The organism is Streptomyces sp. NPDC090445, from assembly GCF_044769385.1.
Taxonomy (GTDB): domain Bacteria; phylum Actinomycetota; class Actinomycetes; order Streptomycetales; family Streptomycetaceae; genus Streptomyces.
In genome coordinates, this window is sequence record NZ_JBIVXV010000001.1 from 615312 (window position 1) to 642154 (window position 26843).

Annotated in this window: 26 protein-coding genes; 10 read left to right on the forward strand and 16 right to left on the reverse strand. The window is 73.0% G+C overall.

Translation table 11 applies throughout. The annotated features are described in order from the left end of the window. Positions 1 to 369: 369 nt before the first annotated feature. From ACIQUT_RS02760 to ACIQUT_RS02770, 3 genes are all read right to left on the reverse strand, one after another. Positions 370 to 2013: an ABC-F family ATP-binding cassette domain-containing protein gene (locus tag ACIQUT_RS02760; protein WP_403558459.1), complete on the reverse strand. Its 1644-nt coding sequence runs from the start codon at positions 2011 to 2013 to the stop codon at positions 370 to 372. A gap of 345 nt (positions 2014 to 2358) precedes the next feature. Beyond that, positions 2359 to 2775, reverse strand: coding sequence for an SsgA family sporulation/cell division regulator (locus ACIQUT_RS02765; RefSeq protein ID WP_403558460.1), 417 nt, complete (start codon positions 2773 to 2775; stop codon positions 2359 to 2361). A 178-nt stretch (positions 2776 to 2953) separates the two neighbouring features. Continuing rightward, the gene (locus ACIQUT_RS02770) at positions 2954 to 3439 is read right to left on the reverse strand and encodes a (4Fe-4S)-binding protein (protein ID WP_403558462.1); all 486 of its coding nucleotides are present in this window, start codon (positions 3437 to 3439) and stop codon (positions 2954 to 2956) included. A gap of 74 nt (positions 3440 to 3513) precedes the next feature. On the opposite strand from ACIQUT_RS02770, the gene ACIQUT_RS02775 reads away from it, so the two are divergent. After that, complete coding sequence (locus tag ACIQUT_RS02775; protein ID WP_403558464.1) at positions 3514 to 4674, forward strand: WD40/YVTN/BNR-like repeat-containing protein; 1161 nt, start codon at positions 3514 to 3516, stop codon at positions 4672 to 4674. Between the two features lie 30 nt (positions 4675 to 4704). Here ACIQUT_RS02775 and ACIQUT_RS02780 read toward each other — a convergent pair whose 3' ends face one another. Both ACIQUT_RS02780 and ACIQUT_RS02785 read right to left on the reverse strand, forming a co-directional pair. Further along, positions 4705 to 5190 (reverse strand): GNAT family N-acetyltransferase, encoded by a 486-nt coding sequence (locus ACIQUT_RS02780; RefSeq protein WP_403558466.1) that lies wholly within the window; start codon positions 5188 to 5190, stop codon positions 4705 to 4707. A gap of 1147 nt (positions 5191 to 6337) precedes the next feature. Then, entirely contained in the window at positions 6338 to 6637 is a 300-nt protein-coding gene (locus ACIQUT_RS02785) for a YciI family protein (protein ID WP_403558468.1), read from the reverse strand. Positions 6638 to 6663: 26 nt separating this feature from the next. On the opposite strand from ACIQUT_RS02785, the gene ACIQUT_RS02790 reads away from it, so the two are divergent. After that, the gene (locus tag ACIQUT_RS02790; protein WP_403558470.1) at positions 6664 to 7341 is read left to right on the forward strand and encodes an endonuclease V; all 678 of its coding nucleotides are present in this window, start codon (positions 6664 to 6666) and stop codon (positions 7339 to 7341) included. Between the two features lie 55 nt (positions 7342 to 7396). On the opposite strand, the gene ACIQUT_RS02795 is transcribed toward ACIQUT_RS02790, so the two are convergent. Beyond that, complete coding sequence (locus tag ACIQUT_RS02795; RefSeq protein ID WP_403558472.1) at positions 7397 to 8611, reverse strand: saccharopine dehydrogenase family protein; 1215 nt, start codon at positions 8609 to 8611, stop codon at positions 7397 to 7399. Positions 8612 to 8965: 354 nt separating this feature from the next. Here ACIQUT_RS02795 and ACIQUT_RS02800 point away from each other — a divergent pair, with 354 nt between their 5' ends. From ACIQUT_RS02800 to ACIQUT_RS02825, 6 genes are all read left to right on the forward strand, one after another. After that, positions 8966 to 9370, forward strand: coding sequence for an MmcQ/YjbR family DNA-binding protein (locus tag ACIQUT_RS02800; RefSeq protein ID WP_403558473.1), 405 nt, complete (start codon positions 8966 to 8968; stop codon positions 9368 to 9370). A 93-nt stretch (positions 9371 to 9463) separates the two neighbouring features. Beyond that, positions 9464 to 10708 carry a CaiB/BaiF CoA transferase family protein gene (locus ACIQUT_RS02805; RefSeq protein WP_403558475.1) on the forward strand — a complete coding sequence of 415 codons (1245 nt, stop codon included), beginning with the start codon at positions 9464 to 9466 and terminating at the stop codon, positions 10706 to 10708. Continuing rightward, positions 10708 to 11736 (forward strand): LLM class F420-dependent oxidoreductase, encoded by a 1029-nt coding sequence (locus ACIQUT_RS02810; RefSeq protein ID WP_403558476.1) that lies wholly within the window; start codon positions 10708 to 10710, stop codon positions 11734 to 11736. Before ACIQUT_RS02805 ends, ACIQUT_RS02810 begins: the two co-directional genes overlap by 1 nt. 9 nt (positions 11737 to 11745) lie before the next feature. Beyond that, entirely contained in the window at positions 11746 to 12888 is a 1143-nt protein-coding gene (locus ACIQUT_RS02815; protein ID WP_403558478.1) for an acyl-CoA dehydrogenase family protein, read from the forward strand. 22 nt (positions 12889 to 12910) lie between these two features. Further along, positions 12911 to 14125, forward strand: a complete 1215-nt coding sequence (locus ACIQUT_RS02820) for an acetyl-CoA C-acetyltransferase (protein WP_403558480.1) — start codon at positions 12911 to 12913, stop codon at positions 14123 to 14125. A gap of 52 nt (positions 14126 to 14177) precedes the next feature. Beyond that, on the forward strand, positions 14178 to 16349 hold the full coding sequence (locus ACIQUT_RS02825; RefSeq protein WP_403558482.1) for a 3-hydroxyacyl-CoA dehydrogenase NAD-binding domain-containing protein: 2172 nt from the start codon (positions 14178 to 14180) through the stop codon (positions 16347 to 16349). Between the two features lie 107 nt (positions 16350 to 16456). Here ACIQUT_RS02825 and ACIQUT_RS02830 read toward each other — a convergent pair whose 3' ends face one another. Beyond that, complete coding sequence (locus ACIQUT_RS02830) at positions 16457 to 17110, reverse strand: 1,4-alpha-glucan branching protein (protein ID WP_403558484.1); 654 nt, start codon at positions 17108 to 17110, stop codon at positions 16457 to 16459. Positions 17111 to 17164: 54 nt separating this feature from the next. After that, positions 17165 to 17890 (reverse strand): MerR family transcriptional regulator, encoded by a 726-nt coding sequence (locus tag ACIQUT_RS02835; protein ID WP_403558486.1) that lies wholly within the window; start codon positions 17888 to 17890, stop codon positions 17165 to 17167. A 100-nt stretch (positions 17891 to 17990) separates the two neighbouring features. Between ACIQUT_RS02835 and ACIQUT_RS02840 the strand changes: the two genes are divergently transcribed. Further along, positions 17991 to 19904 (forward strand): AMP-dependent synthetase/ligase, encoded by a 1914-nt coding sequence (locus ACIQUT_RS02840; protein ID WP_403558488.1) that lies wholly within the window; start codon positions 17991 to 17993, stop codon positions 19902 to 19904. A gap of 412 nt (positions 19905 to 20316) precedes the next feature. On the opposite strand, the gene ACIQUT_RS02845 is transcribed toward ACIQUT_RS02840, so the two are convergent. The 8 genes from ACIQUT_RS02845 to ACIQUT_RS02880 form a co-directional block, all read right to left on the reverse strand. Then, the gene (locus ACIQUT_RS02845; RefSeq protein ID WP_403558490.1) at positions 20317 to 20811 is read right to left on the reverse strand and encodes a glycine-rich domain-containing protein; all 495 of its coding nucleotides are present in this window, start codon (positions 20809 to 20811) and stop codon (positions 20317 to 20319) included. 185 nt (positions 20812 to 20996) lie between these two features. After that, a complete protein-coding gene (locus ACIQUT_RS02850; RefSeq protein ID WP_403558492.1) occupies positions 20997 to 21206 on the reverse strand; it encodes a hypothetical protein in 210 nt (69 codons plus the stop codon). Next, complete coding sequence (locus ACIQUT_RS02855; protein WP_403558493.1) at positions 21203 to 21493, reverse strand: hypothetical protein; 291 nt, start codon at positions 21491 to 21493, stop codon at positions 21203 to 21205. The genes ACIQUT_RS02850 and ACIQUT_RS02855 overlap by 4 nt, the downstream gene beginning before the upstream one ends. A gap of 96 nt (positions 21494 to 21589) precedes the next feature. Beyond that, positions 21590 to 22447, reverse strand: coding sequence for a transcriptional regulator (locus ACIQUT_RS02860; protein WP_403558495.1), 858 nt, complete (start codon positions 22445 to 22447; stop codon positions 21590 to 21592). Continuing rightward, on the reverse strand, positions 22444 to 22707 hold the full coding sequence (locus ACIQUT_RS02865) for a helix-turn-helix domain-containing protein (protein ID WP_403558497.1): 264 nt from the start codon (positions 22705 to 22707) through the stop codon (positions 22444 to 22446). The genes ACIQUT_RS02860 and ACIQUT_RS02865 overlap by 4 nt, the downstream gene beginning before the upstream one ends. A 79-nt stretch (positions 22708 to 22786) precedes the next feature. Continuing rightward, positions 22787 to 23434 carry an HAD family hydrolase gene (locus ACIQUT_RS02870; RefSeq protein ID WP_403558498.1) on the reverse strand — a complete coding sequence of 216 codons (648 nt, stop codon included), beginning with the start codon at positions 23432 to 23434 and terminating at the stop codon, positions 22787 to 22789. 195 nt (positions 23435 to 23629) lie between these two features. Then, positions 23630 to 24631, reverse strand: coding sequence for a sphingomyelin phosphodiesterase (sph, locus tag ACIQUT_RS02875; protein WP_403558500.1), 1002 nt, complete (start codon positions 24629 to 24631; stop codon positions 23630 to 23632). 98 nt (positions 24632 to 24729) lie between these two features. Further along, positions 24730 to 25779 carry an aminoglycoside phosphotransferase family protein gene (locus ACIQUT_RS02880; protein WP_403558502.1) on the reverse strand — a complete coding sequence of 350 codons (1050 nt, stop codon included), beginning with the start codon at positions 25777 to 25779 and terminating at the stop codon, positions 24730 to 24732. Between the two features lie 129 nt (positions 25780 to 25908). Between ACIQUT_RS02880 and ACIQUT_RS02885 the strand changes: the two genes are divergently transcribed. After that, a complete protein-coding gene (locus tag ACIQUT_RS02885) occupies positions 25909 to 26817 on the forward strand; it encodes an oxygenase MpaB family protein (protein WP_403558504.1) in 909 nt (302 codons plus the stop codon). Positions 26818 to 26843: the final 26 nt, after the last annotated feature.

Genomic DNA, 26843 nt, shown 5'->3' on the forward strand with positions numbered 1-26843 from the left:
AGCCTACGACGCCGTAGGTTAAGCGGACCGTGAAGGTGAGCCAAGCCCCAGGCGTTCATATGACTGGTTACGTCCGGTTATCTGTGCAGTTGGTGAGCGTGTGCGCGGCCGAGTGCGGGGCGAATGTCACGCCGGCAGGTGGTCCCGCGACATCGCCTTGACGCCGACATCACCTCGATCCCGACATCACCTCGATCCTGATACCGCCCCGCCGCCGGCGGCGGGAGCCGAAGCCGAGCCGGCCCCGGCCCCCGGCGTCGAAGCCGGGAGCCGGGGCCGGCTCGGGGGTGTGGCGGGTGGTGTGCGGCGGGTGGTGCTCGGTGCGTGGCGGGTGCGGTGCGTGACGGGTGGGTGGGGTGGTCCGCCGGGTCAGGCGGTCCAGAGCGTCTCCCGGACCTCCTCGGCCGTGGTCGGCCGGATCGTGCCGTCGAGCAGCAGCCAGCGGGTGATCCCGATCGACTCCAGGAACGGCACGTCGTGGCTGGCGACCAGCAGCGCGCCCTCGTACGCGTCCAGCGCCCCCGCCAGCTGCCGTACGCTCGCCAGGTCCAGGTTGTTCGTCGGCTCGTCCAGCATCAGCAGCTGCGGAGCCGGATCCGCCAGCAGCAGCGCCGCCAGCGCCGCCCGGAACCGCTCGCCGCCCGACAGCGTGCCCGCCGCCCGGTCCGCGCGGGCGCCGCGGAACAGGAAGTGCGCGAGCCTCGCCCGGATCAGGTTGTTCGAGGCGTGCGGGGCGAACCGGGCCACGTTCGCCGCGACCGACAGGCTCTCGTCGAGCACGTCAAGCCGCTGCGGCAGGAACCCCACCGGAACGTGTGTCTCCACCTCCCCGGACAGCGGGTCGAGCAGCCCCGCTACCGTGCGGAGCAGGGTCGTCTTGCCGGAGCCGTTGCCGCCCACCAGGGCGATCCGCTCCGGGCCGCGCACCTCCCACTCGCCCGGCACCCCGGCGCCGTGAGCCGGCTGCACTCCGCTCAGGGTGAGCACCCGGCGCCCCGGCGGCACCTGGGTCGCCGGCAGCTCGATCCGGATGTCGGCCTCGTCCCGGACGGCCTCCGCCGCCTGGTCCAGACGCTCCTTCGCCTGCGCCAGCCGCTCGGTGTGCAGCGTGCGCTGCTTGCCCGCGGACTCCTGGGCCGTGCTCTTGTTGCCGTTCGCGACGATCTTGGACGCACGCTTGGTGTCGTACATCTTCTGCCCGTACTGCCTGCGCCGCGCCAATTTGAGGTGCGCCTCGGCCAACTCCCGCTTCTGCCGCACCACATCGGCCTCGGCGGTACGGACCAGCCGCTCGGCCGCCTCCTGCTCCGCGGCGAGCTGCGCCTCGTAGTCCGAGAAGTTCCCGCCGTACCAGTGCACTTCGCTGTCGTGCAGGTCGGCGATCTGGTCGACCCGCTCCAGCAGCTCCCGGTCGTGGCTGGCCAGCAGCATCACCCCGGACCAGGACTCGACCGCCGCGTACAGCCGGCGCCGGGCCCGCAGGTCCAGGTTGTTCGTCGGCTCGTCCAGCAGCAGCACGTCGGGGCGGGCCAGCAGCAGGGCGGCGAGCCGCAGCAACACTCCCTGGCCTCCGGAGAGTTCGCCGACCGTGCGGTCGAGGCCGATCCCGGCGAGGCCGAGCTGGTCGAGGGCGGCCAGGGCGCGCTCCTCGACGTCCCAGTCGTCGCCGACGGCAGTGAAGTTCTCCTCGGTCGCCTCGCCCGCCTCGATGGCGTGCAGGGCGGCGCGGGCGGCACGGATGCCGAGCGCCTCGTCGACGCGGAGGGAGGTGTCGAGGGTGACGTTCTGCGGCAGGTACCCCAGGCTGCCGGAGACGGCCGACTGGCCGCCGGACGGGCGCAGTTCGCCCGCGACGAGCTTCAGCAGGGTGGACTTCCCGCTGCCGTTGCGGCCGATCAGGCCGGTGCGGCCGGGGCCGACGGCCAGCTGGAGCCCGTCGAAGACGGCGGTGCCGTCGGGCCATTCGAAGGAGAGGGCGGAGCAGGTGATGAAAGCGGCGGACGTCGTACTCATGGAGGCCTCCGGGTTGCGTGAAGGTGCGTGCAACGGGGGAGACGGCCGAGGACGGACCCGGTGGCGAGGTCCCGCGGGCGGCGCAGCGGCGCGACGTGCGCACCGGTACGACGTCTGGTCGTAGGGCGGTGCGGCGATGCGGCGGCGCGGTGGCGGGTTCGGCTGCGTGACCGGGGTGCGGGTGTCGGTCGGCGTCTCTGCCTCAGAAGAGCAACGTCCTGCTCCGTTCGACGGGGAAGGGGCAACGACGAAGCTACGGGCGGCCGGAGCCGCCCGCAAACGATTTACGGGCGGGGCCGGGACGGATTCGGCTGCGCAGGGGTGATCCGGGTCGGGGCGCCGGGCTCAGTGGGGGCCGCGCATGAGCTCGGCCAGGCTGTGGTCCATGTCGAGGTACAGGTGCTCCAGCCCCGGCGGGACGATCTCCGCAACCCGCTCCAGGAACCGGTGCAGCTCGGCCGTGGCCATCAGCACGATCGCCACACCCTCGGGGGCGTGGAACTCGATCGTGGTCCGGTCGACGTCGTACGGCCGCACCCGCACGTCGCCGTAGCCCGTCGGCCGGTCCAGGCCCGACTCCAGGAGCTCGCGCCCGAAGGTCCACGACACCTCGACGCCCTCCAGCGTCGCGGGGGCGGGGAAGGCCATCCGCACGGCGAACGGATCCGCGCGGTCGTAGCAGAGAGTGACGGGTACGGTCTCGACCTTCGGCGCGGTGGCCACCAGACGTGCCTGCACAGCCTGCTCGATAACAGTGATCAAGGCTCGCTCCCTTGCGGCGGAATTCCTGCCGGGCGTGGGTGGAACCCGGCATCCGGATAGACGCCGCAATCGGCAAATCCGTGCACGGCAGATGACGTGAGCTGTGTCACCGCTTGGCTGGAACGCATCCGTTTGATCGCACAGAGTGACCGGGTTGGCGGTTGCGCCCGAAGGGCGGTCACTCCTTGCCGCAGGGTCCGGAGAGGTCGCAGAAAGGCTGGTTCCCGCTCACTCCACAGGCGCAAAGCATCACCCTGGTCTCACTGCGGACGGTTCCGTCCGCAGTCGTCACGCGCAGCTCCCCGCGGATCACGAGCCGGCCGGACGGCGCCCGTACGACCGTCGTCGGCCGGTCCGGCTCCTCGGGCGGCCCCTCGGCGAGCCGGTACTGCAGCGCGCCCGACGGGCACCGCCGGATCACCTCGGCGACCCGCTCGGGACCGGCGCCGTCCGGCTGCACCCAGGGCCGCTGCCCCGTGTCGAACACCTCGGGCAGGCCGCGCACGCACTCGGCTGCGTGCAGGCACCGGCCCGTCTCGTACGTGACGGTGATCTGCTTGCCCGGATAGGCCTTGGGCTGGGTGGGCTGGGTGTGCCGGTTGGACTGGGTGTGGTGGGTGGGCTCCTTGCGCTGCGTGGGCTGATCAGGCTGCTTGGAGGGCATGTAGCCACGGTAGGAAGGCGGGGGCGGGGACGCACCCTGGACGGCGAATCCGGGGTGCATTAGCTTCCGGCGCCATGAGACTTCTGGGAGTTGGCATGCTCGCGGCGGCTTTGACGGTGGGGCCCGTGGTGGCTCCGGCACAGGCGGACAGCGGCGGGACGCGGGGCGTTCGTGGGGTGCAGGATGCCTCCGGGACTGGAGAGTCTGCGGAGTCCGGGGAGTCCGGGGAGTCCAGGGAGTTAAGGGATCTTCGCAGTGCAGGCTGGGCGCTGAAGCAGACCGGCAAGGACTCCCGGTTCCGCGGACTGGCCGCGGTCAGCCGCACCACGGCCTGGGTGGCCGGCTCCAAGGGCACGGTGCTGCGCACCGTCGACGGAGGCCGCAACTGGCAGGACGTCTCGCCGCCGGCCGCGGCGGCCGAGGGGCTGGAGCTGCGCGACATCGAAGCCTTCGACGCGCGTCGTGCCGTCGCCCTCTCGATCGGCGAGGGGGAGGCCTCGCGGGTGCTGCGCACCGAGGACGGCGGCAAGACATGGACGGAGACCTTCCGGAACACCGATCCGCGCGCCTTCTACGACTGCCTGACCTTCTTCGACTCCCGGCACGGCCTGGCCGTCAGCGACCCGGTGGACGGCAGGTTCCGTGTGCTGTCGACGGACGACGGCGGGCGGAGCTGGGCGGTACTGCCGGGCACGGGCATGCCGGACGCACTGCCGGGCGAGGCCGGCTTCGCGGCGAGCGGGCAGTGCCTGGTGAGCGCCGGCTCCCGGGACGTGTGGCTGGCCACGGGCGGCGGCCCGGTCGCCCGGATCCTGCACTCGGCGGACCGCGGCCGCACCTGGCGGGCCGCCGAGTCCGGCATCCCGGCCGGCGACCCCGCCAAGGGGGTCTTCGCCCTGGCCTTCCGCGACCGCACGACAGGCCTCGCCGTCGGCGGTGACTACCGCACCGGCCAGGCATCCCCGCAGGCTGCCGCCGTCTCTGCCGACGCGGGCCGCAACTGGAGCCCGTCCGGGACCCCGCCGCCCGCCTACCGGTCGGGCGCGGCCTGGCTCCCGCACACCCGCGGCGCGGCCCTCGCGGTGGGGCCGACCGGTACGGACGTGACCACGGACGGGGGCCGCAGCTGGCGGGCGCTGGAGCCGGGCTCGTTCGACACCGTCGACTGCGCAGCCGACGGCACCTGCTGGGCGGCGGGGGAGAAGGGACGGGTGGGACGGCTGGAACGCCGGTGAGTGAAGCGCCGGTGATCAGAGTGCCGGTGATCAGTCGGTCGGCTTTGTGAACAGGTCCATGCTGCCGAAGTGGCTGGGCACGAAGCCGGCTGCCTTGTAGACGGGCTCGCCGGCAGCGCTGGCGTGCAGCTGGATGTAGCGGATCCCGATGCCGTTCAGCCATTCGACGAGCCCGTCGACGATCCGCCGGGCGTGGCCCTGCCCGCGGAAGGCGTCGTCGGTGACGATGCCGTCGAGGTAGCCGCGACGCCCGTCGGTGTACCGGGGCCTGGGCAGGTGGTACGTCACCCAGGCCATCCCGGTGGCCGCGAGGGGCTCGCCGGGTGCTCCGCCGACGACGAGGCAGTGCACGTCGGACCGGTCGCTGATCCGCTCGAGGAACCACCCGGGGGCGACATCCCGCCAGGCGGCATCGGCGGGCCCGGGCTCGACGCCGAGCGCGGCGAGCGCGACGGCCCGCAGCCGTATGAGCTCGGGAATGTCGGCGGGGGTGGCCGGACGGGGGCGCGGGTGCATGGGGGCTCCTGTGGGTGGTGGGTTGGTTGGTGGGTGGTGGGTGGTTTGACGTTGGTCGGCGGTGGTGGTCGGGGAATTGAGCGGGCCGGCGCGTTGGGCCGCTGAAGCCGGGGAAGCGGGGGCGGTAGGCGGGCCGGACACGGGCGGGCCGGGCGGGGGCTGCGGCGGGCGGACGCACCCGGGCGGCACCGGTCCGCCGGAGGCGGCCGCGGCGAGCGGGATACACGCACCCGGCGTCGGAGGAGCATGCGGGGGCGTCCCGGGCGCCTTTGTCGCTCGTACCAGCCCTGCAGACACCTGAAGAAACCTTCCTCCCGATTGATTTCCGCCTTCCCGTGGCCCCTCAGCCCCTGACGCCTGCCAGCCGCCGAGCCTGCCGCAGTGCCGGCGACCGTGTAGCGATCTGTTGCGTCCATCGGCTCCTGACGGCCGCTGGCCGCCGAGAAGTGAGGAGCGTGTAGCGATCTGTCGCGCTCCCCGGCCCCAGACGGCCGTCAGTCGCCGAGAAGTGAGGAGCGTGTAGCGATCTGCCGCTCCTCCCGACCCCAGACGGCGGCCAGTCGCCGAGAAACGAAGAGCACGTGGCGATCTGTCGCGCTCCCCGGCCACAGACGGCCGCTGGCCGCCGAGAATGAGGAGCGCGTAGCGATCTGGGGCGTCTGACCGGCCCTGATGACGCTCTGGTCAACCTTTCGTGCAGGTTGGGGGCTCGTTGCTCCCGAGCGGGCCCTGATTGCGGCCTTGGTGGCCGTCTTTCGTGCCCGCGCCCCGGCGCCGGGCCGGCAGTGGTGGTCCTGGGGCATGGTGGCGCCGCGAGGTGGAGCGCCGGCCCTGCGTCGCTGATGGGGCCGGTAGGGAACGGTCCCCCCTGGCCATCCTTCGGGGCTTCCCGGCTGTCTGTTGGCATTCCGGGGCGGGTCGGTCTGTCGGTGGCCGAAGGCCATCGCTTCAGCGACGCGACGACGAAGGAGGAGCGCCCTTTACAGGCCGGCCCGCCCCGGAAGGACAATGGGCGGCCGGGACGCCCCCGGATGCTCCTCCGACCCCGGTCGGCCGGGATGCCGCCCCCCGTGCCGCGGGCGCGCAATGCGCTTCCGCCCGCCCGCCGGCCCGCTCGCCTGGCGGCGCCCGCCGCCGCCCGCCCGCCCTACGTCGCCAGGTGTTCGCGGACCGGGGCGAGGTCTGCCGACGTCTTCGTGGCGATGAACTCCGTGATGCGGTACTCGCAGACGCCGGCCGCCGTGAAGGGGTCCTCCTCCGCGATCCGCTCGACCTCCGCGCGGGAGACTCCCGCCGCCAGGATGATGCCGCCGTCCCGCGGGACCTTGCGGCCCGAGGCGAGGAAGACGCCCGAGGCGTAGTAGCCGTCGAGCCAGGCGATGTGGGCGTCCAGTTCCTCTTCGACGGCTTCGATGGGCGCTGTGTACGTGAGCTCCATGACGAACATGATCGTCAGGTTACTCTCGCACCATCATGACGAGTGTGAAGACCCCCGCCAACGAGGCCGAGGCCCGGGCGATACAGGATGAACTGCGCAATCTGGTCGTGCTCGGCGAGCCCGGGCCGCTGCCCGGGCGCGGGCTCGTCGCCGGGGTGGACGTCGCGTACGACGACGAGCGGGACCTGGTCGCGGCCGCGGCCGTCGTCCTCGACGCCGCCACCCTCGACGTCGTCGAGGAGAGGACGGCCGTCGGGCACGTCAGCTTCCCCTACGTGCCGGGGCTCCTCGCCTTCCGGGAGCTGCCGACCGTCCTGGCCGCCCTCGACGCCCTGACCGCCGCCCCGGATCTCGTGGTCTGCGACGGCTACGGGCTCGCCCACCCCCGCGGCTTCGGTCTGGCGTGCCACCTCGGGGTGGTGACCGGGCTGCCGAGCATGGGTGTGGCGAAGAACCCGTTCACCTTCACCTATGAGGAGCCCGGGGCCCGGCGCGGGGACGCCGCCGCGCTGCTCGCCGCCGACGGGGCCGTCGTCGGGCGGGCCCTGCGGACCCAGGACGCGATCAAGCCGGTGTACGTCTCCGTGGGCCACCGGATCTCGCTCGACAACGCCTGCGCCCACGCGCTCGCGCTGAGCCCCCGCTTCCGGATCCCGGAGACGACGAGGCACGCCGACTCCCTGTGCCGCCGGGCCCTGCGCGAAGCCTCTTGAGGCCTGACGTCTCCTCAACCCCGAGGCCCCCTGAGCTCCTCAGCTCCTCAGCCCCTCAGTTCACCGCCGCCACCCGGAACCGGATCCCCGTCTTCTGGAGCCGGTCCAGGAGGGCGTCGCCCATCGCCACCGCCGTGGTGAGCTGGCCCGCGCGCTGCGGCAGGGCGTCGTACGCGAGGCACAGGGCCGACTCGGCCAGCATCTTGGCGGTCTCGTCGTAGCCCGGGTCGCCGCCCGACACCTCGGTGAACACGCGGCGCCCGCCGCCCTCGCCGACGAAGCGGACCGTGAACCAGCTGCGTGCCCGCCGCTCGGCGTCCGGGCCCTCGCCCGGCCCCCAGTGGCCCGACATCCAGCGGCGGGCCGACGGCAGCTGGGCCAGGGCCGCCGTCGCGCCGACCGCCACCGCGCCGCCCACGGCGACCGGGAGGTGCTTGACCGAGGCGTAGTGCCGGTAGCGGAAGTCCGGCCCGTACCGCTCCAGCGCGGCCGCCGACCGGGTCACGACCCGCGGGTCCAGGGAGGGCAGCGGCATCGCCCAGGTGCCGGTCTCCCGGCTGAACCGCGGTACGCCCAGCGGCCCCCGCACGCGCCGCCCCGGCAGCCGGGGCTCGTGCAGCCGGCGGGCGCGCGCCGCGGCCATGGCCTGCGGGCCGCGGCCCATCGCGGTGAGGGCGGAGGCCAGGGTGCCGCCCGAGAAGAGGGCGTTGGACCGCACGAACGCGTCGACCTGCAGCGCGGCGCCCTCCGGCAGCTGCTGCACGGTGAAGTAGGTGCCCAGGTCGGCGGGGATGCAGTCGAAGCCGCAGGCGTGGACCAGGCGCGCCCCGGTCTCGCGGGCGCGGGCGTCGTGCTCGACGTAGACGCGGTCCACGAACTCCGGCTCGCCGGTGAGGTCCACGTAGTCGGTGCCCTCTTCGGCGCATGCGGCGACCAGCTCCGTGCCGTACAGGACGTACGGTCCGACCGTCGTGGCGAGGACGCGGGTGGCGGCGGCCAGCTCCCGTACGGCGGCCGGGTCGGAGGCGTCCGCGCGCAGCAGCGGCACGTCGGCGCATCCGGGGTGCAGGGCGGCGAGCCGTTCGCGCAGCCGCTCCAGCTTGCCGGGGTCGCGGCCGGCGAGGGCCCAGCGGCAGCCGGCGGGGGCGTGCCGGGCGAGGTACTCGGCGGTGAGCGCCCCCACGAACCCGGTCGCGCCGAAGAGTACGACGTCGTAGGCCCGGTCGCGCCCCGGTCCCGTCCGCTCGGTCTGCCGAACCTCTTCGTCCATCACGGCTCCTCCCAGCTCGTACCGGTGGCCGAGGCTAGCGTGCGGCGGGCGGGTGGCGGCCGGCGCCCCGCCAGTCGGCCCGGAGGGCCGCCGGCGGGGCGCCGGGTGTGGACGTCCCCTGCGTGTGCGGATGTTCCGGTGTGAGGTGGTTCGGCTGCCGGGGCAGTTGTTCTCGTGCGTGCATGCGTTGGCGCCGGTGCCGGCCGGGGAGGCCTGCAGGGCTGCCTCGGCGTCGGCTGCGGCGGCCGGAGGGCAAATGCCGGAGCAGTACGGTCCGGTTGCCCGGCCCGCGGCGGTGGACGGGGCTAGCGTGAGCCCGGGCCCGCCCGCGCGGGCGCGTGCGAACGGCGGTGAATGGAGGTGCGCGTGAAGGCTGCGCTGCGCAAGTGGGAGGCGGTGCGGGAGTTCGCCCTGGGGCTTCCCGAGGCGGTGGAGGAGTTCCCCTGGGGCCCCGAGGACTGCGTCGTGAAGGTCAACAAGAAGATTTTCGTCTTCCTGGGCAGCACCGACGGCCCGCAGCCGGTCGGCCTCTCCGTCAAGCTGAAGGACGAGGCGCTGCACGGCCACGCCATGTCCGCCCCCGGGGCGGAGCCGACCGGCTACGGCCTGGGCCGGTCCGGCTGGGTCTCGGTGCCGTTGGAGGAGCAGGGCGCGCCCTCCGCCCAGGTGCTGTGCGAATGGGTGGAGGAGAGCTATCGGACGGTGGCGCTGAAGCGGCAGGTCAAGGAGTTGGACGTGCGGATCGCGGCAAACGGCTAAGCGCTTGCTCTTGTGCTGAGTGGAACACGTTCCTAGCATCACTGGTGTTACATCAGTTGTGTCACACTCGCAGACCAGGACGCTGGGGGCTCGATGGCAGTGACAGGTGCCGGGCACGAGCACGGGCACGAGCACGGGCGCGGGCACGACGCACACCGGGACGGGCAGGACCAAGCCCAAGCCCAAGCCCACGGCCGGGGCCGGACGCACGCCGTCCGCGGCCCCCTCTCCGGCGTGCGCGTCGTCGAGCTGGCGGGCATCGGCCCCGGCCCGTTCGCCGCCATGCTCCTCGCCGACCTCGGGGCCGATGTCGTACGGGTGGACCGCCCCGGCGGCGCCGGCCTGGGGATCGACCCCGCGTACGACATCACCAACCGCAACAAACGCTCCGTCCTGGTCGACCTGAAGTCCCCGCAGGGCCCCGCGCAGGTCCTGGACCTGGTCGAGCGGGCCGACGTCCTCATCGAGGGCATGCGCCCCGGGGTCGCCGAGCGGCTCGGCGTCGGCCCGGCCGACTGCCACGCCCGCAATCCGAGGCTCGTGTACGGCCGGATGACCGGCTGGGGCCAGGACGGCCCCCTCGCGCACGCCGCCGGCCACGACATCGCCTACATCGCCGTCACCGGCGCCCTCGGCATGATCGGCACACCGGACGGGCCCCCGGCCGTCCCCGCGAACCTCCTCGGGGACTACGCGGGCGGCTCGCTCTACCTCGTCATCGGCGTCCTCGCCGCCCTCCGGCACGCCCGGACCCCGGACGGCACCGGCCAGGTCGTGGACGCGGCCATCGTCGACGGCACCGCCCACCTCACCGCGATGATCCACGGGATGATGGCGGCCGGCGGCTGGCAGGACCGGCGCGGCGCCAACCTCCTCGACGGCGGCTGCCCCTTCTACGGCACCTACGAGACCGCCGACGGCGGCCACATGGCGGTCGGCGCCCTGGAGCAGCAGTTCTACGACCGCTTCACCGAGCTCCTCGGCCTCGCCGACCTGTCGTCCGCCCGCAAGGACCCGGCCCGCTGGGGCGAGCTCCGCGAGGCCGTCGCCGCGCGCTTCAAGTCCCGTACGCGCGAGGAGTGGACGGCGGTCTTCGAGGGGACGGACGCCTGCGTGGCCCCCGTCCTGTCGCTGCGCGAGGCCCCGCACCACCCGCACCTCGCCGCCCGCGGCACCTTCACCGACTTCGGCGGGATCACCCAGCCCGCCCCCGCCCCCCGGTTCTCCGCGACCCCGGCCGTGATGGCCGGCGGGCCCGCGCAGCCGGGGGCGGACACCGCATCCGTGGCCCGCGACTGGGACGTGCCGGGCCTGACCGGAGAGGGCGGGGACGCCTGATGGAGCTGTCGATGATGCTCGACTACGCCGGCGACCCGCGCCGGGCCGCCGACGAGGCCGCCGCCCTGGAGTCGGCCGGCCTCGACGCGGTGTGGGTGGCCGAGGCCTGGGGCTTCGACGCGCCGACGATCATGGGCTATCTCGCGGCCCGCACCGAACGCATGAAGATCGGCTCGGCCATCGTCAACGTCTACTCCCGGACCCCCGCCCTCATCGCCCAGACGGCGGCCGGGCTGGACGCCCTCTCCGACGGCCGCGCCCTGCTGGGCCTGGGCGCCTCCGGACCGCAGGTCGTCGAGGGCTGGCACGGGAAGCCGTACGACCGGCCGCTCGGCCGGACCCGCGAGACCGTCGACCTGTGCCGCCGGATCTGGCGCCGCGAGACCATCGACCACCACGGCATCACCGACATGCCGCTGCCGGAGGAGAAGGGCGGCCGGCACGGCAAGCCCCTGAAGATCCTCACCCGGCCCGTGCGCCCCTCCATCCCCGTCTACATCGCCTCCCTCGGCCCGGCGAACGTCCGCATGACAGCCGAGATCGCCGACGGCTGGCTGCCCACCCTGTTCATCCCGGAGAAGGCGCACGCCGTGTGGGGCGGCCCGCTCGCCGAGGGCGCCGCGCGGCGCGACCCCGCGCTCGGCCCGCTGCAGACCGTCGCGGGCGGGCTGCTCGCCATCGGCGAGGACGCGGCCGCCGCCCGGGACCTCGCGCGCCCCCAGATCGCGCTGTACGTCGGGGGGATGGGCGCGGTCGGCAAGAACTTCTACAACGACCTCGCCGTCGCCTACGGCTACGAGGAGGAGGCCCGGAAGATCCAGGAGCTCTACCTCGCAGGCCGCAAGCGCGACGCCGCGGCTGCCGTGCCGGACGAGTTCTGCGAGCTCATGACCCTGTGCGGGCCCGCGGGCTACGTACGCGAGCGGGTCGAGGCCTTCCGCGAGGCCGGGGTCACCATGCTCAACGTGACGCCCGTCGGCCCCGAGCCCGCCCGGCTGATCGAAACCGTCAAGAGCTGGCTCCAGTAGGGGGATCCGATGCAACGCCGCATCTTCGACGCCGACCACGAGGCGTTCCGCGAGACCGTCCGCACCTTCCTCACCAAGGAGGTGCTGCCGCACTACGAGCAGTGGGAGAAGGACGGCATCGTCAGCCGCGAGGTCTGGCGGGCCGCCGGCCGGCAGGGGCTGCTGGGCCTCGCCGTCCCGGAGGAGTACGGCGGCGGCGGGAACACCGACTTCCGCTACGCCGCCGTGATCGCCGAGGAGTTCACCCGGGCCGGCACCCCGGGCCTGGCCATCGGCCTGCACAACGACATCATCGGCCCGTACCTGACCAACCTGGCCACCGAGGAGCAGAAGCGCCGCTGGCTGCCCGGGTTCTGCTCCGGCGAGACGGTCACCGCGATCGCGATGACCGAGCCGGGCGCCGGCTCCGACCTCCAGGGCATCCGCACGAGCGCCGAGGACCGCGGCGACCACTGGCTGCTCAACGGCTCCAAGACCTTCATCTCCAACGGCATCCTCGCCGACCTGGTGATCGTGGTCGCCAGGACCACCCCGGAGGGCGGGGCGCACGGCCTGTCGCTGCTCGTCGTCGAGCGCGGCGCCGAGGGCTTCGAGCGCGGCCGCAACCTCGACAAGATCGGCCAGAAGGCGCAGGACACCGCCGAGCTGTTCTTCAACGACGTACGCGTCCCCAAGGAGAACCTCCTCGGCGAGCTGAACGGCGCCTTCGTCCACCTGATGAACCACCTCGCGCAGGAGCGGATGGGCATCGCGATGGCCGCCATCGCCGGCGCCGAGCACCTGCTGGAGACCACCACCCGGTACGTCAAGGAGCGCGAGGCCTTCGGGCGGCCGCTGTCCAAGCTCCAGCACGTCCGGTTCGAGATAGCGGAGATGGCCACCGAGTGCGCCGTCACCCGCACCTTCGTGGACCGCTGCATCACCGACCACTCCGCGGGCGAACTCGACCACGTCCACGCCTCCATGGCGAAGTGGTGGGCGACCGAGCTCCAGAAGCGGGTCGCCGACCGCTGCCTGCAACTGCACGGCGGCTACGGCTACATGACCGAATACCCGGTCGCGCGGGCGTTCACCGACGGCCGCATCCAGACCATCTACGGCGGCACGACCGAGATCATGAAGGAGATCATCGGTCGTTCCCTGCTCGGCTAACCTCCCTCGAAAGGCTTGACCAGTGAGCACCGAAGCGTACGTGTACGACGCGATCCGCACGCCGCGCGGCCGCGGCAAGGCCAGCGGCTCCCTGCACGGGACCAAGCCGATCGACCTGGTCGTCGGCCTCATCCACGCCCTGCGCGAGCGCAACCCCGGCCTGGACCCGGCCGCGATCGACGACATCGTCCTCGGCGTCGTCGGCCCGGTCGGCGACCAGGGCTCCGACATCGCCCGGGTCGCGGCCGTCGCCGCGGGACTGCCGGACACGGTGGCCGGCGTACAGGAGAACCGCTTCTGCGCCTCCGGCCTGGAGGCCGTCAACATGGCCGCCGCCAAGGTCCGCTCCGGCTGGGAGGACCTGGTCCTCGCGGGCGGCGTGGAGTCGATGTCCCGGGTCCCGATGGCCTCGGACGGCGGCGCCTGGTTCAACGACCCGATGACGAACTGGGACGTCAACTTCGTCCCCCAGGGCATCGGCGCCGACCTGATCGCCACCATCGAGGGCTTCTCCCGCCGCGACGTCGACGAGTACGCGGCCCTCTCCCAGGAGCGCGCCGCGACCGCCGTCAAGGAGGACCGCTTCGCCCGGTCCGTCGTCCCGGTCACCGACCGCAACGGCCTCGTCGTCCTCGACCACGACGAGTTCATCCGCCCCGGCACCACCGCCGACACCCTGGCCAAGCTCAAGCCGTCCTTCGCGGACATCGGCGAGCTCGGCGGCTTCGACGCCGTCGCCCTGCAGAAGTACCACTGGGTCGAGAAGATCGACCACGTCCACCACGCGGGCAACTCCTCCGGCATCGTCGACGGCGCCTCGCTCGTCGCGATCGGCTCCCGCGAGGCGGGCGAGCGCGCCGGCCTCACCCCGCGCGCCCGGATCGTCTCCGCGGCCGTCTCCGGCTCCGAGCCCACCATCATGCTGACCGGCCCGGCCCCGGCCACCCGCAAGGCCCTCGCCAAGGCCGGCCTGACCATCGACGACATCGACCTCATCGAGATCAACGAGGCCTTCGCCGGCGTCGTCCTGCGCTTCGTCAAGGACATGGGCGTCTCCCTCGACAAGGTCAACGTCAACGGCGGCGCCATCGCCCTCGGCCACCCCCTCGGCGCCACCGGCGCGATGATCCTCGGCACCGTCATCGACGAACTGGAGCGCCAGGACAAGCGCTACGGCCTCGTCACCCTCTGCGTCGGCGGCGGCATGGGCATCGCGACCGTCGTCGAGCGCCTCTGACCGTCCTGCACCCCCTGATCCCCCCGACACGGCCGACACGGAAGTAGCGAACATGAGCGAGTCCACCACGATCCGCTGGGAGCAGGACGAGACCGGCGTCGTCACCCTCGTCCTCGACGATCCCGACCAGTCCGCCAACACCATGAACCAGGCCTTCAAGGACTCCATCGCGGCCATCGCGGACCGCGCCGAGGCCGAGAAGGACTCCATCCGCGGCATCATCTACACCTCCGCCAAGAAGACCTTCTTCGCCGGCGGCGACCTCAAGGACATGATCCGGCTGCGCCCCGAGGACGCCCGGCTGGCCTTCGACACCGGCACCGAGATCAAGCGCTCCCTGCGCCGCATCGAGACCCTCGGCAAGCCCGTCGTCGCCGCGATCAACGGGGCAGCCCTCGGCGGCGGTTACGAGATCTGCCTCGCCTCCCACCACCGGATCGCCCTCGACGCGCCCGGCTCGAAGATCGGCCTGCCCGAGGTCACCCTCGGCCTGCTCCCGGCCGGCGGCGGCGTCACCCGTACCGTCCGCCTCATGGGCATCACCGACGCGTTGCTGAAGGTCCTGCTCCAGGGCACCCAGTACACCCCGCAGCGGGCCCTCGACAACGGGCTCGTCCACGAACTGGCCGCCACCCGCGAGGAGATGCTCGCCAAGGCGCGCGCCTTCATCGACGCCCACCCCGAGTCGCGGCAGCCCTGGGACGTCCCCGGCTACAAGATCCCCGGCGGGACGCCGTCGAACCCGCGGTTCGCCGCCAACCTCCCGGCGTTCCCCGCGAACCTCAAGAAGCAGCTGAACGGGGCCCCGTACCCGGCCCCGCGCAACATCATGGCCTGCGCCGTCGAGGGCGCCCAGGTGGACTTCGAGACGGCGCTGACCATCGAGGCCCGCTACTTCACCGAGCTGGTCACCGGCCAGACCGCGAAGAACATGATCCAGGCGTTCTTCTTCGACCTCCAGGCCGTCAACGCGGGCCGCAGCCGCCCCCAGGGCATCGAGGCGCGCCCCGTCCGCAAGGTCGCCGTCCTCGGCGCCGGCATGATGGGCGCGGGCATCGCGTACTCCTGCGCCCGCGCCGGTATCGAGGTGGTCCTCAAGGACGTCACCGCGGTGGCCGCGGCGAAGGGCAAGGCGTACTCGGAGAAGCTCCTCGACAAGGCCCTCGCCAAGGGCCGCACCACCGAGGCCAAGCGGGCCGCGCTGCTGGCCCGGATCACCCCGACCGCCGACGCCGCCGACCTGGCGGGCTGCGACGCCGTCATCGAGGCCGTCTTCGAGGACACCGCCCTCAAGCACCGCGTGTTCCAGGAGATCCAGGACGTCGTCGCGCCCGACGCGCTGCTGTGCTCCAACACCTCCACCCTGCCCATCACCGGGCTGGCCGAGGGCGTCGACCGGCCCGGCGACTTCATCGGGCTGCACTTCTTCTCGCCCGTCGACAAGATGCCCCTCGTGGAGATCATCAAGGGGGAGCGCACCGGCGACGAGGCCATCGCCCGCGCCTTCGACCTCGTCCGCCAGATCAACAAGACCCCGATCGTGGTGAACGACTCCCGCGGCTTCTTCACCTCGCGGGTCATCGGCCAGTTCATCAACGAGGGCGTCGCGATGGTCGGCGAGGGCATCGAGCCCGCCTCCATCGAGCAGGCCGCGGCCCAGGCCGGCTACCCGGCCAAGGTGCTCTCCCTGATGGACGAGCTCACCCTCACCCTCCCGCGCAAGATCCGCAACGAGTCGCGCAAGGCCGTCGAGGCCGAGGGCGGCTCGTGGACCCCGCACCCGGCGGACCTGGTCATCGACCGGATGGTCGACGACTTCGACCGCCCCGGGCGCAGCGGCGGCGCCGGCTTCTACGAGTACGACGAGGCGGGCAAGCGGGTCCGGATCTGGCCGGGGCTGCGCGAGCACTTCGCCAAGCCGGACGCGGAGATCCCCTTCGAGGACATGAAGGAGCGGATGCTCTTCTCCGAGGCGCTGGACACCGTCCGCTGCCTCGACGAGGGCGTGCTGACCTCGATCGCCGACGCCAACATCGGCTCCATCATGGGCATCGGCTTCCCGGCCTGGACCGGCGGCGTCATCCAGTACGTCAACGGCTACGAGGGCGGCCTGCCCGGCTTCGTGGCCCGCGCGCGGGAACTGGCCGCCCAGTACGGCGAGCGGTTCACCCCGCCCGCCTCGCTGGTCGCCAAGGCCGAGCGCGGCGAGACGTACGCCGACTGACGCGGGCGGCAGGCGGAATGCGGCCGCTCCCGGAACCGCGGGGTCCCGGGAGCGGCCGCGGCGTGCGGCGCTCGCCGGTCGATGTCAGGCCGGTGTTCGGGCCGGTGTCAGGCCGTGCCGGGCGGCAGGGCGGCGAACACCCCGCGCTGCTCCGTTCCGTCGGGCAGGGTCCAGCCGGCGACGACCGCGGTTGCGCCGCCGGCCGGCGCACCCGGCCGCAGGACGCGCGGCACGGACAGGACGGCGGGCAGCCCGTCCACCCGGATCTCGGTGCCCTGCGGCCCGTGGGCGGCCCGCGGGGCCGCATCCGGGGCCGGGCCCGGCAGCGCGGCGGCCGGGTTCACTGCGGCGACGCTCGGGTCGGGGGTGTCGGAGACGCTCTGCGCCTGCGGTTCGGCCTCGCCCCGCAGCAGGGCCAGCAGCCGTTCCACGGCCACCGGGTCGTGCGTGGCGTCGTAGATCCAGCGCTTGCCGAGCACGCCGTGCTCCGAGGTGCCCAGCAGGCCCGCCTCGGCGCCGTCGAGCGGGGCGCCCCGGTACGTCAGCGGCACGTGGTAGGCGACCGGCGGCTCGGCGGAGGCGTCGGCCACGACCATGAAGTCGATGCCCACCTCGCCCTCCGGGTCGTCGAGGCGGAACCCGCCGGCCCTGACCGGCTCCGGGGCGCCGCCCGTGGCCGCGTACCAGGGCTGCCCGGGGAGCCAGGCGGCGAGGAGCTCCAGCTTGGTGGGGGTCATCGTGGTTCTGTGGATCACTGCCATACGGCCGAACCTACCTTCCCCGCAGCGGAGTTGGGCGTTCCGTGCGGGGCGGGGTCAATCGCCCGTGGCGAACGCCGCCTTCAGCTCCTCCCGCAGCGACCGCTGGAACGCGGTCACCAGGGCCTGCACCATCATCGGCTGCATGTGCGCCGACAGGGCCTTCATGGACTCCACCCGCTCCGGATCGTCCTCGCCCTCGGTGAACGGCCCCCACACCTCGTCGCGGAAGAGGCGGGTCAGCTCCTGCGCCGTCGCCCGGGCGTGCTCCAGCATCACCCGGCGCGCCGCCAGGATCGTCTCGTGGGAGATCGGCACGTCGAGCAGCGCCACCCCGAGCCGCAGCAGCGACAGGTCCACCCGGAACCCGCCGCCGCTCTCCGCGATCACGTCCATCGCGGCGAGGCGGCGCAGGTCCTCCTCCGGCAGCGGCCGCCCGGCCCGCTTCTCCAGCTCCTCCCGGGACACCTCCTCGGCCGAGTCCGGCGCCCAGGACGCCACCAGCGCCCGGTGGACGGCCAGGTCGTGCGCGCTCAGGTCGTCGGGCAGGGCGTCGAGGTAGCGCTCGATGGCGGACAGCGTCATGCCCTGGTGCTGGAGCTCCTCGATCAGCGCCAGCCGCGACAGGTGTTCGGGCCCGTACTGCCCCACGCGACGGGGTCCGATCACGGGAGGGGGCAAAAGGCCGCGCGTGCTGTAGAACCGTACGGTGCGGACGGTGACCCCCGCCCGGGAGGCCAGCTCGTCGACGGTGAGCGTGGGCTCGGTTGCCCGGGTGGTCATGGTCTCTCGCCCCGCTCTCTGCTCAGCACGTCCCGTTCCAGTACCGCGGTTCAACAGTATTGCTGTCGCACCAACGATGTGAAACGGCCAGGAGCTGCCCATGACCACGAAACTGCGACTGCCCGGACGTCCCGAAGAGCTCACCCTCCCCGCCCTGCTGGCCCGCAACGCCGCCGAGTACGGCGACCTCCCCGCCCTCTCGTGGCGCACCAACACCGCCGGCTCCACCGACCCCGACCCCGACCCCGACCCCGGCCCCGGCTCCGGCCCCGGCTCCGGCCCCGGCTCCTCCGGCTGGACCACCCTCGGCTGGGCCGAGGTCCGGCACCGGGTCGCCGTCCTCGCCGCCGGGTACGCCGCCCTCGGCGTCGAGCGCGGCGACCACGTCCTGATCATGATGGGGAACCGGCCCGAGCACTGGCTCAGCGACCTCGCCCTCGTCCACCTCGGCGCCGTCCCCGTCACCGTGTACGGAACCTCCGCGCCCGGGCAGATCGCCCACATCGCCCGCCACAGCCGGGCCCGCCTCGCCCTCGTCGAAGGCGCCCGCGAGCTCGCCCGGTGGGAGCCGCTGCTCGCCGACCCCGCCGTCCCCCTGCAGCGGCTGGTCGTGGCCGACGCCGAGGCCGCGGCCGCCGCCGGGCACGGCACGTACGGCTCCCTGTACGCGAGCGGGGCCCGGCTGCACTGCGCCGACGCCTTCGAGAAGGCCTGGCAGGAGACCCGGCCCGAGGACCCGCTGACCGTCGTCTACACCTCGGGCACCACCGGCGACCCCAAGGGCGTCCGGCTGACCCACCGCAACATCCTCCTCCAGTCCGTCCGCCTGGACCGGCGCGTCGACCTCCCCGAGCACGCCGAGCACATCTGCTACCTGCCCTTCGCGCACATCGCCGAGCGCATCCTCGGGATCTACCTGCCGCTGCTGCGGGCGGCGCACGTCCGCATGGTCGCCGACCCGGCCGCCGTCGCGCCGGCCGTCCGCGAACTGCGGCCGGTGCAGTTCTTCGGCGTGCCCCGGGTGTGGGAGAAGCTCGCCGCGTCCGTACGGGCGGTGCTCGCACAGCTGCCGGCCGGGCAGCGGGAGGCCATCGAGGCGGCCAACGGCCTCGCCCGCACCCGGGCCGGGCACCGCGAGCGCGGCGAGACCGTCCCGGCCGCGCTCGAAGCCTCGTACGCCCGGGCCAAGGAGCAGGTCCTCGACCCGCTGCTCGGCCTGGCAGGCCTGGACCGCCTGCTGTGGACGGCCAGCGCCACCGCGCCGATGCCGACCGACGTGGTCCGCTTCTGGGCCGGCTGGGGGATCACGATCATGGACGCGTGGGGCCTGACCGAGACCTCGGGCGTCTGCACCGTGAACAGCCCCGACGCCTTCCGCCTCGGCTCCGTCGGCCGCCCGATCGACGGCCTGGAGCTGCGGCTGGCCGAGGACGGGGAGATCCTCGCCCGCGGCGAGACCGTCTTCGGCGGCTACCTGCGGCCCGACGGCTCACTGGAGCCGGCGCACGACGCCGACGGCTGGTTCCCGACCGGGGACGTCGGCCGGCTCGACGACGACGGCTTCCTGTGGCTGACGGACCGCAAGAAGGAACTCATCGTCACCTCGACCGGCAAGAACGTCTCGCCCACCCTGGTCGAGAACACCGTCAAGGAGCACCCCCTGATCGGCCAGGCCGTGGTCCACGGCGACGGCCACTCCTACCTCGTCGCCCTGCTCGTCCTGGACGCGGAGCTGGCCCCGGCCTGGGCCGCGGCCCGCGGCATCGAAGCCGCCTCGCTCACAGAACTCGCCCGCCACCCGGCGGTCCGCGAGGAGGTCGCCCGCGCCGTCGAGGCGGCCAACGCCCGCCTCAACCGCACCGAACAGATCAAGCGCTACCGGCTGCTGACCGAGGAATGGGGCCCGGAGACGGGGGAGCTGACGCCCTCGCTCAAGCTCCGCCGCCGGGTGGTCCGCGAGAAGTACGCGGCCCTCATCGAGGCCCTGTACACGGAGCCGCACGAAACCCCGTAGCGCGGCTCGGCCCGCCCGCCCTCGGCCACCGGGCCGTGGGCGGGCGGTCGGCGGCCGGGCAACCCGCTGCGCGGGCCTATCGGTCGATCACCGAATAGCGGTCGGATGGGCGTTTTCGCCGTGCTCAGGCTTCGGACAGGCAGTCTCCGCACTGGACATTCCTCGGAATGCGGGTTTCCGGGTCGACCATGAGAGTCACCCCCACCCCGTGCGGGCAGATCCGGCGGGGCCGCTTCCCGGGTCGTCGCTCGACCCGGGTCGTATCCCAGCTCGCCACTACGTCGCGGAACCGAGGGTCAGCCCACCGTCCTCGCTCGTCGGCTTCTTCGCTCACAGTAACTCCCTCCGCGCGGAATGCCATCGACTGTAGCCGTGCGCGAGCGGCCTGACGTCCGGTTCGCCCCTCGCTGGGTCAGGCGGGTGGGGCGGCGCACGCCGACCCGCCCTCCGTGCACTCGCTGTGCATGCAGTCGCCGGCCTGGATTTCCGTGTCCGCCAGCGGCCCCCACAGATACGCGTCCGGCTCGTAGCCAGCTTCGCGGATCGCCTCCATGGTGCGGCCGAGAGTGTCGGCGTCGCGGCGCAGTGTCTCGGGGCCCTCCGGCCGGTGGTCGACGAAGCGGCCCAGGGCGCTGCACAGTTCCCGGTACATTGCCGTGTGGAGGATGAGCGCATGCCAGCTCATGTCCACGGTCTTGGAGGGCCGCAGGTGCCGACCGGTGGACCGGCCGGCGGCAGCGACGAACTTGAGCGCCTCGTCGACGATCCGCGTGGCCATCGCGTCCTCGACGCCGTCGTTGTCACGCTGCACCAGGTGCACCACGCGGGTGAACCCCGTGGTGGACAGGAGGTGCCGGGCGGAGGGAACCAGGGTGGGAGCTGCCATCTCGATGTTCCTTTCGGTCATGGAGTGAGTGGTGGGCCCGTCCCGCAAGGGACGGGGTTGTGTCCCGCCCGCACTGGATGGAACCAGCGGGGGGGGGGGTGGGGCAGACGCCAGGTGCGCGCTATGCCGACGAGGAGGGCGGCGAGCGTGCGTCTCGAAGTCTCGGCCGAGCGGGCGGTGACAGCGCGCGCAGCAGCGGCCCGCGGTCACTGTCTGGCATCCGGCCCGCAGGTCCACACGTTCGCGTCGAGGAGGTACCCGCCGTCGTAGCCCATCACGACGCCGCGATAGACCCGACCGACCCCGAGGGGCTTGCCGCAGGCGACGCACGCGTAGCCGCGGGCCTGCTCGATGGTGAGTTCCTCAAAGGCCTTCGGGAGGGGCGCCTTCGCGCAGACCGGAGTGTCGGCGGTCACTGCGCATCCTCGATGGGCATGCGGTCGCGCTGCTCACGACACGTTTCGCACGCGAACGTACGAATGCCGGGGCCGGAGTTCGCGGCCGCGACAACGACGCGGAGGGCACTGGTGGCCGGGCCGGAATGCCAGCTGCACCAGCCGGTGACGTGGTCGCCGCACTTGCGGATCGGCCAGACCCTTCCCGAGTCCGGGTGTGTGACCTCACCAGCCGGGATCAGATCGCCCAGCACGGCACCGCAGTCATAGCATGCTTCGCCGTGAAGTCTCGCGATGCTGACGCTCATTGCTCCTCCTCTCTACCCGATTGGTGCGGGCAGATAGAGGATCGGCTGCGGCAACGGTTGCAAGGGATACAGCCTGTATCCCTCCGACAAGGTTTCTCAGACGGCGCCGATCCACTCCGCGAACGAGGACAGGGAGTCGACGTCAGCGCGCTTGATCCGGCGGATGGTCTCGATGTCCTCCCGGGCCCACGGGTGCTCGCGCACGTGTTGGGGCGCCAGCCGCCGCGCCACCTTCAGCGACTCGAACGCGGCGTCCGGCTGGCCGGACCACAGCTGCGCTCGCCCGAGCTCCACGTAGAAGCCAGACCGGCGCTCCTCGGGGATCTCCCTCCCTGGCTGCCACTCGCGCGCCACTTCCAGGGCTCGGCCGATGTGATCCCGGCCCAGGCTGACGGCGACAGCCACCTCGTGGATCCGAACGTTCGACAGCCCAAACGCGGTACCCAGGTAAACCCCTTCGGGCAGACCCTCGGCGAGCTGCTCGGCTGCATGGAGATGGGCGTGAGCAGCCTCGGCGTCCTCCCCGCGCGCGGCAACCACCGCCGCGCGCATGTGGAGGGCCCCGCGGACTGCTGCCGCGCGCGCCGTGCCCGTGCCCGGGCCAGCATCCAAGGCGCGCTCCAACGCGGCCTGCCCAGCGCGATGGGCGCGGGCAGCGAGGAAGGTTTCGGCCCGGACGTACTCCGACGTCGCCACGATGTCCGGGTCATCGGTCTGAGCGGCTGCCCACCGCATCAGGTCAATCAGCCTGGCGGAGAGGTCGTGCGCGCCGAACTTGTAGGCTACGGCGTCTGCCGCCCGTGCCGCGGTGACGACAAGGCGGGCGGCTCCGGCAAGGCTTGTCGAGCTGCGCGCGGCATGTAGATGGGCGAGCGAGTCGGTGAGCAGCCCGGGTGCCGCGTCGGCGATCTGCCCATACTGGGCAGCGAGCCTCCACCCTGTCGTGGTGGTCACCGCTTCTGTGAGCTCAGCAGACGCGAGGGTGGGGCGAGAGGGAGGTCGTATGCCGCAATGGCCGCGGAGATCGCGGGCAGGGCGGCGTGCACGCGGTGGTGCGTGCCAGCGAACGCGGGGTCGAGCCGGGAGGCGTCCACACCCAGCGCGGATGCAAGCGCCTCCAGGAGAACCGGACTCGGCGTCCGGACGCCCCGCTCGATGCTCTTCACCATGACAAGGGAGACATGCGACGCGCGGGCCAGATCGGCTTGGGTCATGCGTCTGGCTCTGCGCCGCGCTGCCCGATGTGGTCGGCCATGCACGCACCGTATCGCCCCCTGGAGCGGGGTGCTGCGCCTAGCAATAGGCCTTGACGATGGTGACGAGGTCGGCCAGGGAATTGATCGACCAGTCGGCGGCCGCCCGGACCGCTGGATCGTCAGCCCACCAGTGGCCCCAGGGGCCGCGGCGAAGATGCGCGGTCCGCAGTCCGGCGTTGTGTGCCGGCAAGATGTCGTTGGCCGGATGGTCGCCGACGTACAGCGTCTCGGCCCCGGGGGCCCCCGACACCTCCAGCACCCGCGCGAAGAACCGCGGGTCTGGCTTGGCCACGCCCCACTCGGCAGAGGTGACCACCAGGTCCGCGGGCAGATCGAGCGCGCGCAGCAACTCACCGGCGCGCGCGCTCTGGTTCCCTGCGACGACGACCCGGACCCCGACAGCGCGGAGGGCTGTGAGGGCGGGCCGGACGTCGTCGTACAGGTCGGTCTCGTCGAGCTGTTCGCCGCGCCCGGCAGCGTCACGGGCGGCGTACTCCGCGGCGATGTCCACCCCAGGCCTCAGGAGGCGGATTGCGTCCGCGTTGTCCCGGCCATCGACGACGACCGCGCCGACCAGCGCGGACAGGGTGTGTCTGGGCACGCCGAGCCAGTCGGCCCATGCGGCCCAATAGCGGTCATCGCGGGTCAGGGTTTCGCCGACGTCCAACACCACGGTACAGATCACCCGGCCAGCCTACGGGCGGCCCCGGACGCACGAAAACGCCACCTCCCGGCCCGAAGGCCGAGAGGTGGCTGAGTCATCCGATCCGCGTCAGCCGTAGCCAGGATCCGGTACCGCCCGGTGGCGGGCTCGACGCCCTCCACGGTGGTCAGCACAAGCGCCCGGCTGACGACACATCCAAATGATCTGCTCGGATGGTTACTGCGTCGCGTACCCCACAACCGGGTAGTGGTCGGAGAGGTTGGTGTACGTGTAGGACGTGCCCCAGCTGGAGACCGTCCACGGGGCGGACTCCTCCTTGACCACGTTGTTCTCCCAGCCGGCCGGGCGGGCGTTGCCCTTGCGGTACAGGACGTAGTCCAGGTCCTCGCGCGGGTCCGTGGGATAGCGGTAGTTCGCGATCGAGTTGAGGGCGGTGTCGAAGGAGTACGGGTGCCCCGTGCGCGAGTCGGTGCCCGCCAGATCGGCGTTGGCGAGCATGGACGCGTACTCCGGGGTGCGCGAGTCCACGTTCATGTCGCCGGCGACGATGACCTGCTCGTTCGCCGGGATGTTCTTGGCGTCGAGGAAGGCGTCGATCGCCTGGAACTGGCGGGCGCGCATCTGCGCCGCCTCGCCCGCGCCGCAGCCCGGGTCGGTGGACTGCGCGTGCGTGCCGACCACGTGCACCTTCGCGCCGCCCACGTTCAGCACGACGTAGGCGAAGCCCTTGTTGGACCACCAGTCGGCGCCGCAGGCGTCCTTGTAGACGAACTGCTCCTGGCGGACGATCGGCCACTTGCTCAGGATCGTGACGCCGCCGTCCTCCGGGGTGGTCGTGGAGTAGGCGCCGCCCGTCGCGTCCCAGCCGGTCTTGCTGCGGCCGACGACCGGGGTCTGGTACGGGTACTGCGCCGCCGAGTTGGCCTTCAGCGCGTCCGAGGAGCTGTTGTCGAAGGCCTCCTGGAGCACGACCACGTCGTGGCCCTGGTAGAAGGAGGTCCGCGGTATCTGCGCGGCCCGGTGGTCCTGGCCCCAGTTGGGGTAAAGGTTCTTGCTCATCAGGAACACGTTGTACGTCAGGACGCTGAGCCGGGGGGCCGCGGCGCTCTCGGCGGCGCCGGCGGCCGGAGCGGTGGCGGCGGTCAGCGCGCCGGCGGCGACCGCGGCGGCGGCGGCAACGGCGGCGCGGCGGCGACGGGTGTGCTGGACGGGAGGCATGAACTCTCCAGGAATCCGTGGGGGAGACCGACTCCGTCATCCAAGCAGCCGCGGTTACCTCCGGGTAACAGCCGTGACACGGGTTTCTGACGCCAGCCTTACAGTGCGGGCTCGGCGAGCAGTTCCAGGAGCCAACGGGCGCTGTCGGAGTGGCCGTTCGCGCCGTTTGTGCCGTTCGCCGCGCCTGTTCCGGCCGCCTCCGGGAAGACGCGGCCCCACGACGCGGCACGGCCGATCGCCCCGAGCCGCCACGCCAGGGACACCGCGCGGCGCAGCTCCCCGGCCGTGGCCCCGTTGCCCGTCCACGGCTCCAGGTAGGCGTCCCGCAGCCGCGGCAGCACCTCGGCCCCGTACCGCGCGCGGGCCGCCCGGGCCGGGACGAGCAGGCTGCAGAACGGGTGCGTCACGGCGGCGTCGCCCCAGTCGAAGAAGGTGAACCGGCCCGGCCGCGGGGCGAACAGCTGGCTCTCGTGCAGATCGGAGTGGTCGAGCGTGTCGGCGATGCCCAGGCCCGCGAGCTCGGCGCACCAGTCCGAGAGCCGGGGCCGCAGCGCGTGCAGCGCGGCCCGCTGCGCCGGCTCCAGCGCGGTGTTCTCCCCGACGAGCCGGTCGAACACCTCCGGCAGTGCGGCCGTGCGCGCCGACGGCACGCCCAGCGCCTCGATCTCCGACGCGTACCGGGTCAGGGTCCGCTGCAGAGCCGCGTACCGGCGCAGCGGCTCCTCCCAGGCGCCCGCGTCGGCGGGGCCGCGGTCCAGCACGTCCCGGAACAGGGGCCCGCCGTCGGGCAGCAGCGCCCAGCCCCGGTCGGCGGCGACCGCGAGCGGCGCGAGCACGTGCTCGGGCACCCAGCGGGCCAGGGCCCCGGCCAGCCCGGCCTCGAACGCGCCGGCCGGCGGGTTGGCCTTGAAGCACACCGGTGTGTCCACCCCGACCGCCTCGGCGGCCGTTCCCTCGACGGACAGGCGTACCAGGACCGACCACGGCCGCAGCCGCACCTCGCGACGGCCCGACTCGCGCAGCCCGCGGGCGGCCAGCTCCCGCTCCACCCAGGCGGACACCGCCGCCCGCCACGGCTCCTCGTCCCAGGGCGTCACCGCCTCCGGGTAGCCGCCTCGGTCCACCCTCGCCGGAATGTCGTTGCGCATGCGCCCCATGACACCACCGGGTACGGGTCCGCCTCCACCGGCTTTCCCCCGCCGTCCCCGCCGACCTGGGGAAACGGGTGACCCGTTGGCGATACTGGACGTACGGAACACCGAACCAGGGGGACGCACATGACCACCGCACAGCAGCCCGCCGCACCGAGCCCCGGCCCGCGCCCGGCCGGCGCCCGCCGGGCCGACCCGGAGCCGCCGGCCCCCGGAGGGGTGCTGTGGACCATCTCGGGGGACATCCGGGCGCTGCTGATGCTGCCCGCCGCCTTCACCCTGCAGGTCGCCCACCCCGCCATCGGCGCCGGCGTCGACGAGCACTCGGTCTTCCGCACCGACCCCTGGGGGCGCGGCGAGCGCTCGCTGCGCTCCGTCCAGCTGTGGGTGTACGGCGGGGAGCAGGCCGCCGAGGAGGGCCGCCGGGTGCGCCGCCTGCACAAGGAGATCCAGGGCATCGACACCCGGGGCCGGCGCTACCACTCCCTCGACCCCGCCTGCTACGCGTGGGTGCACGCCACCGGGTTCCCGATCTACCTGTACGCCGGGCGCTACCTGCTGCGCCGCTTCACCCCGGCGCAGGAGCGCCAGCTGTACCGGGAGTGGCTCCAGGTGGGGCGGATCCTCGGCCTGCACGACCGGGACATGCCCCAGACCATCGAGGAGTACTGGCCGTACTACCGCCGGATGCTGGCCGAGGAGATCGAGCCGACCAAGGTCGCCCGGGAGCTCGTCGCCACCGACGTGCCCCTGCCGCGCCCGACGGGCGGTTCGCTGCCCGTGCGGCTGCTGCTGCGGGTCTTCTGGCCCGTGCTGCGGGCGGCGTTCCTGCGCTTCCGGGCCTTCGTCACCGTCGGGTACATGCCGCCCGACGCCCGGGCCGCGATCGGGCTGGAGTGGACCGCCGCCCAGGAGCGCAGGCTCCGGCGGTTCAGCACGGCCGTACGGCTGCTGGTCCCGCTGCTGCCGGAGCGGGTGCGGTACCTGCCCATCGCCTACCGGGCGCGGGCGGAGTGGCGCGCCGGCGCCCGCTGAGGGACGCCGGCGCGCGCCGGTCCGTA

Bases quoted from the DNA above. Each gene is read 5' to 3' on its own strand.
- ACIQUT_RS02760 (WP_403558459.1), bottom strand. From the start codon at position 2,013: ATGAGTACGACGTCCGCCGCTTTCATCACCTGCTCCGCCCTCTCCTTC.
- ACIQUT_RS02770 (WP_403558462.1), bottom strand. From the start codon at position 3,439: ATGCCCTCCAAGCAGCCTGATCAGCCCACGCAGCGCAAGGAGCCCACC.
- ACIQUT_RS02775 (WP_403558464.1), top strand. From the start codon at position 3,514: ATGAGACTTCTGGGAGTTGGCATGCTCGCGGCGGCTTTGACGGTGGGG.
- ACIQUT_RS02780 (WP_403558466.1), bottom strand. From the start codon at position 5,190: ATGCACCCGCGCCCCCGTCCGGCCACCCCCGCCGACATTCCCGAGCTC.
- ACIQUT_RS02785 (WP_403558468.1), bottom strand. From the start codon at position 6,637: ATGTTCGTCATGGAGCTCACGTACACAGCGCCCATCGAAGCCGTCGAA.
- ACIQUT_RS02790 (WP_403558470.1), top strand. From the start codon at position 6,664: ATGACGAGTGTGAAGACCCCCGCCAACGAGGCCGAGGCCCGGGCGATA.
- ACIQUT_RS02795 (WP_403558472.1), bottom strand. From the start codon at position 8,611: ATGGACGAAGAGGTTCGGCAGACCGAGCGGACGGGACCGGGGCGCGAC.
- ACIQUT_RS02800 (WP_403558473.1), top strand. From the start codon at position 8,966: ATGGAGGTGCGCGTGAAGGCTGCGCTGCGCAAGTGGGAGGCGGTGCGG.
- ACIQUT_RS02805 (WP_403558475.1), top strand. From the start codon at position 9,464: ATGGCAGTGACAGGTGCCGGGCACGAGCACGGGCACGAGCACGGGCGC.
- ACIQUT_RS02810 (WP_403558476.1), top strand. From the start codon at position 10,708: ATGGAGCTGTCGATGATGCTCGACTACGCCGGCGACCCGCGCCGGGCC.
- ACIQUT_RS02815 (WP_403558478.1), top strand. From the start codon at position 11,746: ATGCAACGCCGCATCTTCGACGCCGACCACGAGGCGTTCCGCGAGACC.
- ACIQUT_RS02825 (WP_403558482.1), top strand. From the start codon at position 14,178: ATGAGCGAGTCCACCACGATCCGCTGGGAGCAGGACGAGACCGGCGTC.
- ACIQUT_RS02830 (WP_403558484.1), bottom strand. From the start codon at position 17,110: ATGGCAGTGATCCACAGAACCACGATGACCCCCACCAAGCTGGAGCTC.
- ACIQUT_RS02835 (WP_403558486.1), bottom strand. From the start codon at position 17,890: ATGACCACCCGGGCAACCGAGCCCACGCTCACCGTCGACGAGCTGGCC.
- ACIQUT_RS02840 (WP_403558488.1), top strand. From the start codon at position 17,991: ATGACCACGAAACTGCGACTGCCCGGACGTCCCGAAGAGCTCACCCTC.
- ACIQUT_RS02845 (WP_403558490.1), bottom strand. From the start codon at position 20,811: ATGACCGAAAGGAACATCGAGATGGCAGCTCCCACCCTGGTTCCCTCC.
- ACIQUT_RS02855 (WP_403558493.1), bottom strand. From the start codon at position 21,493: ATGAGCGTCAGCATCGCGAGACTTCACGGCGAAGCATGCTATGACTGC.
- ACIQUT_RS02865 (WP_403558497.1), bottom strand. From the start codon at position 22,707: ATGACCCAAGCCGATCTGGCCCGCGCGTCGCATGTCTCCCTTGTCATG.
- sph (WP_403558500.1), bottom strand. From the start codon at position 24,631: ATGCCTCCCGTCCAGCACACCCGTCGCCGCCGCGCCGCCGTTGCCGCC.
- ACIQUT_RS02880 (WP_403558502.1), bottom strand. From the start codon at position 25,779: ATGCGCAACGACATTCCGGCGAGGGTGGACCGAGGCGGCTACCCGGAG.
- ACIQUT_RS02885 (WP_403558504.1), top strand. From the start codon at position 25,909: ATGACCACCGCACAGCAGCCCGCCGCACCGAGCCCCGGCCCGCGCCCG.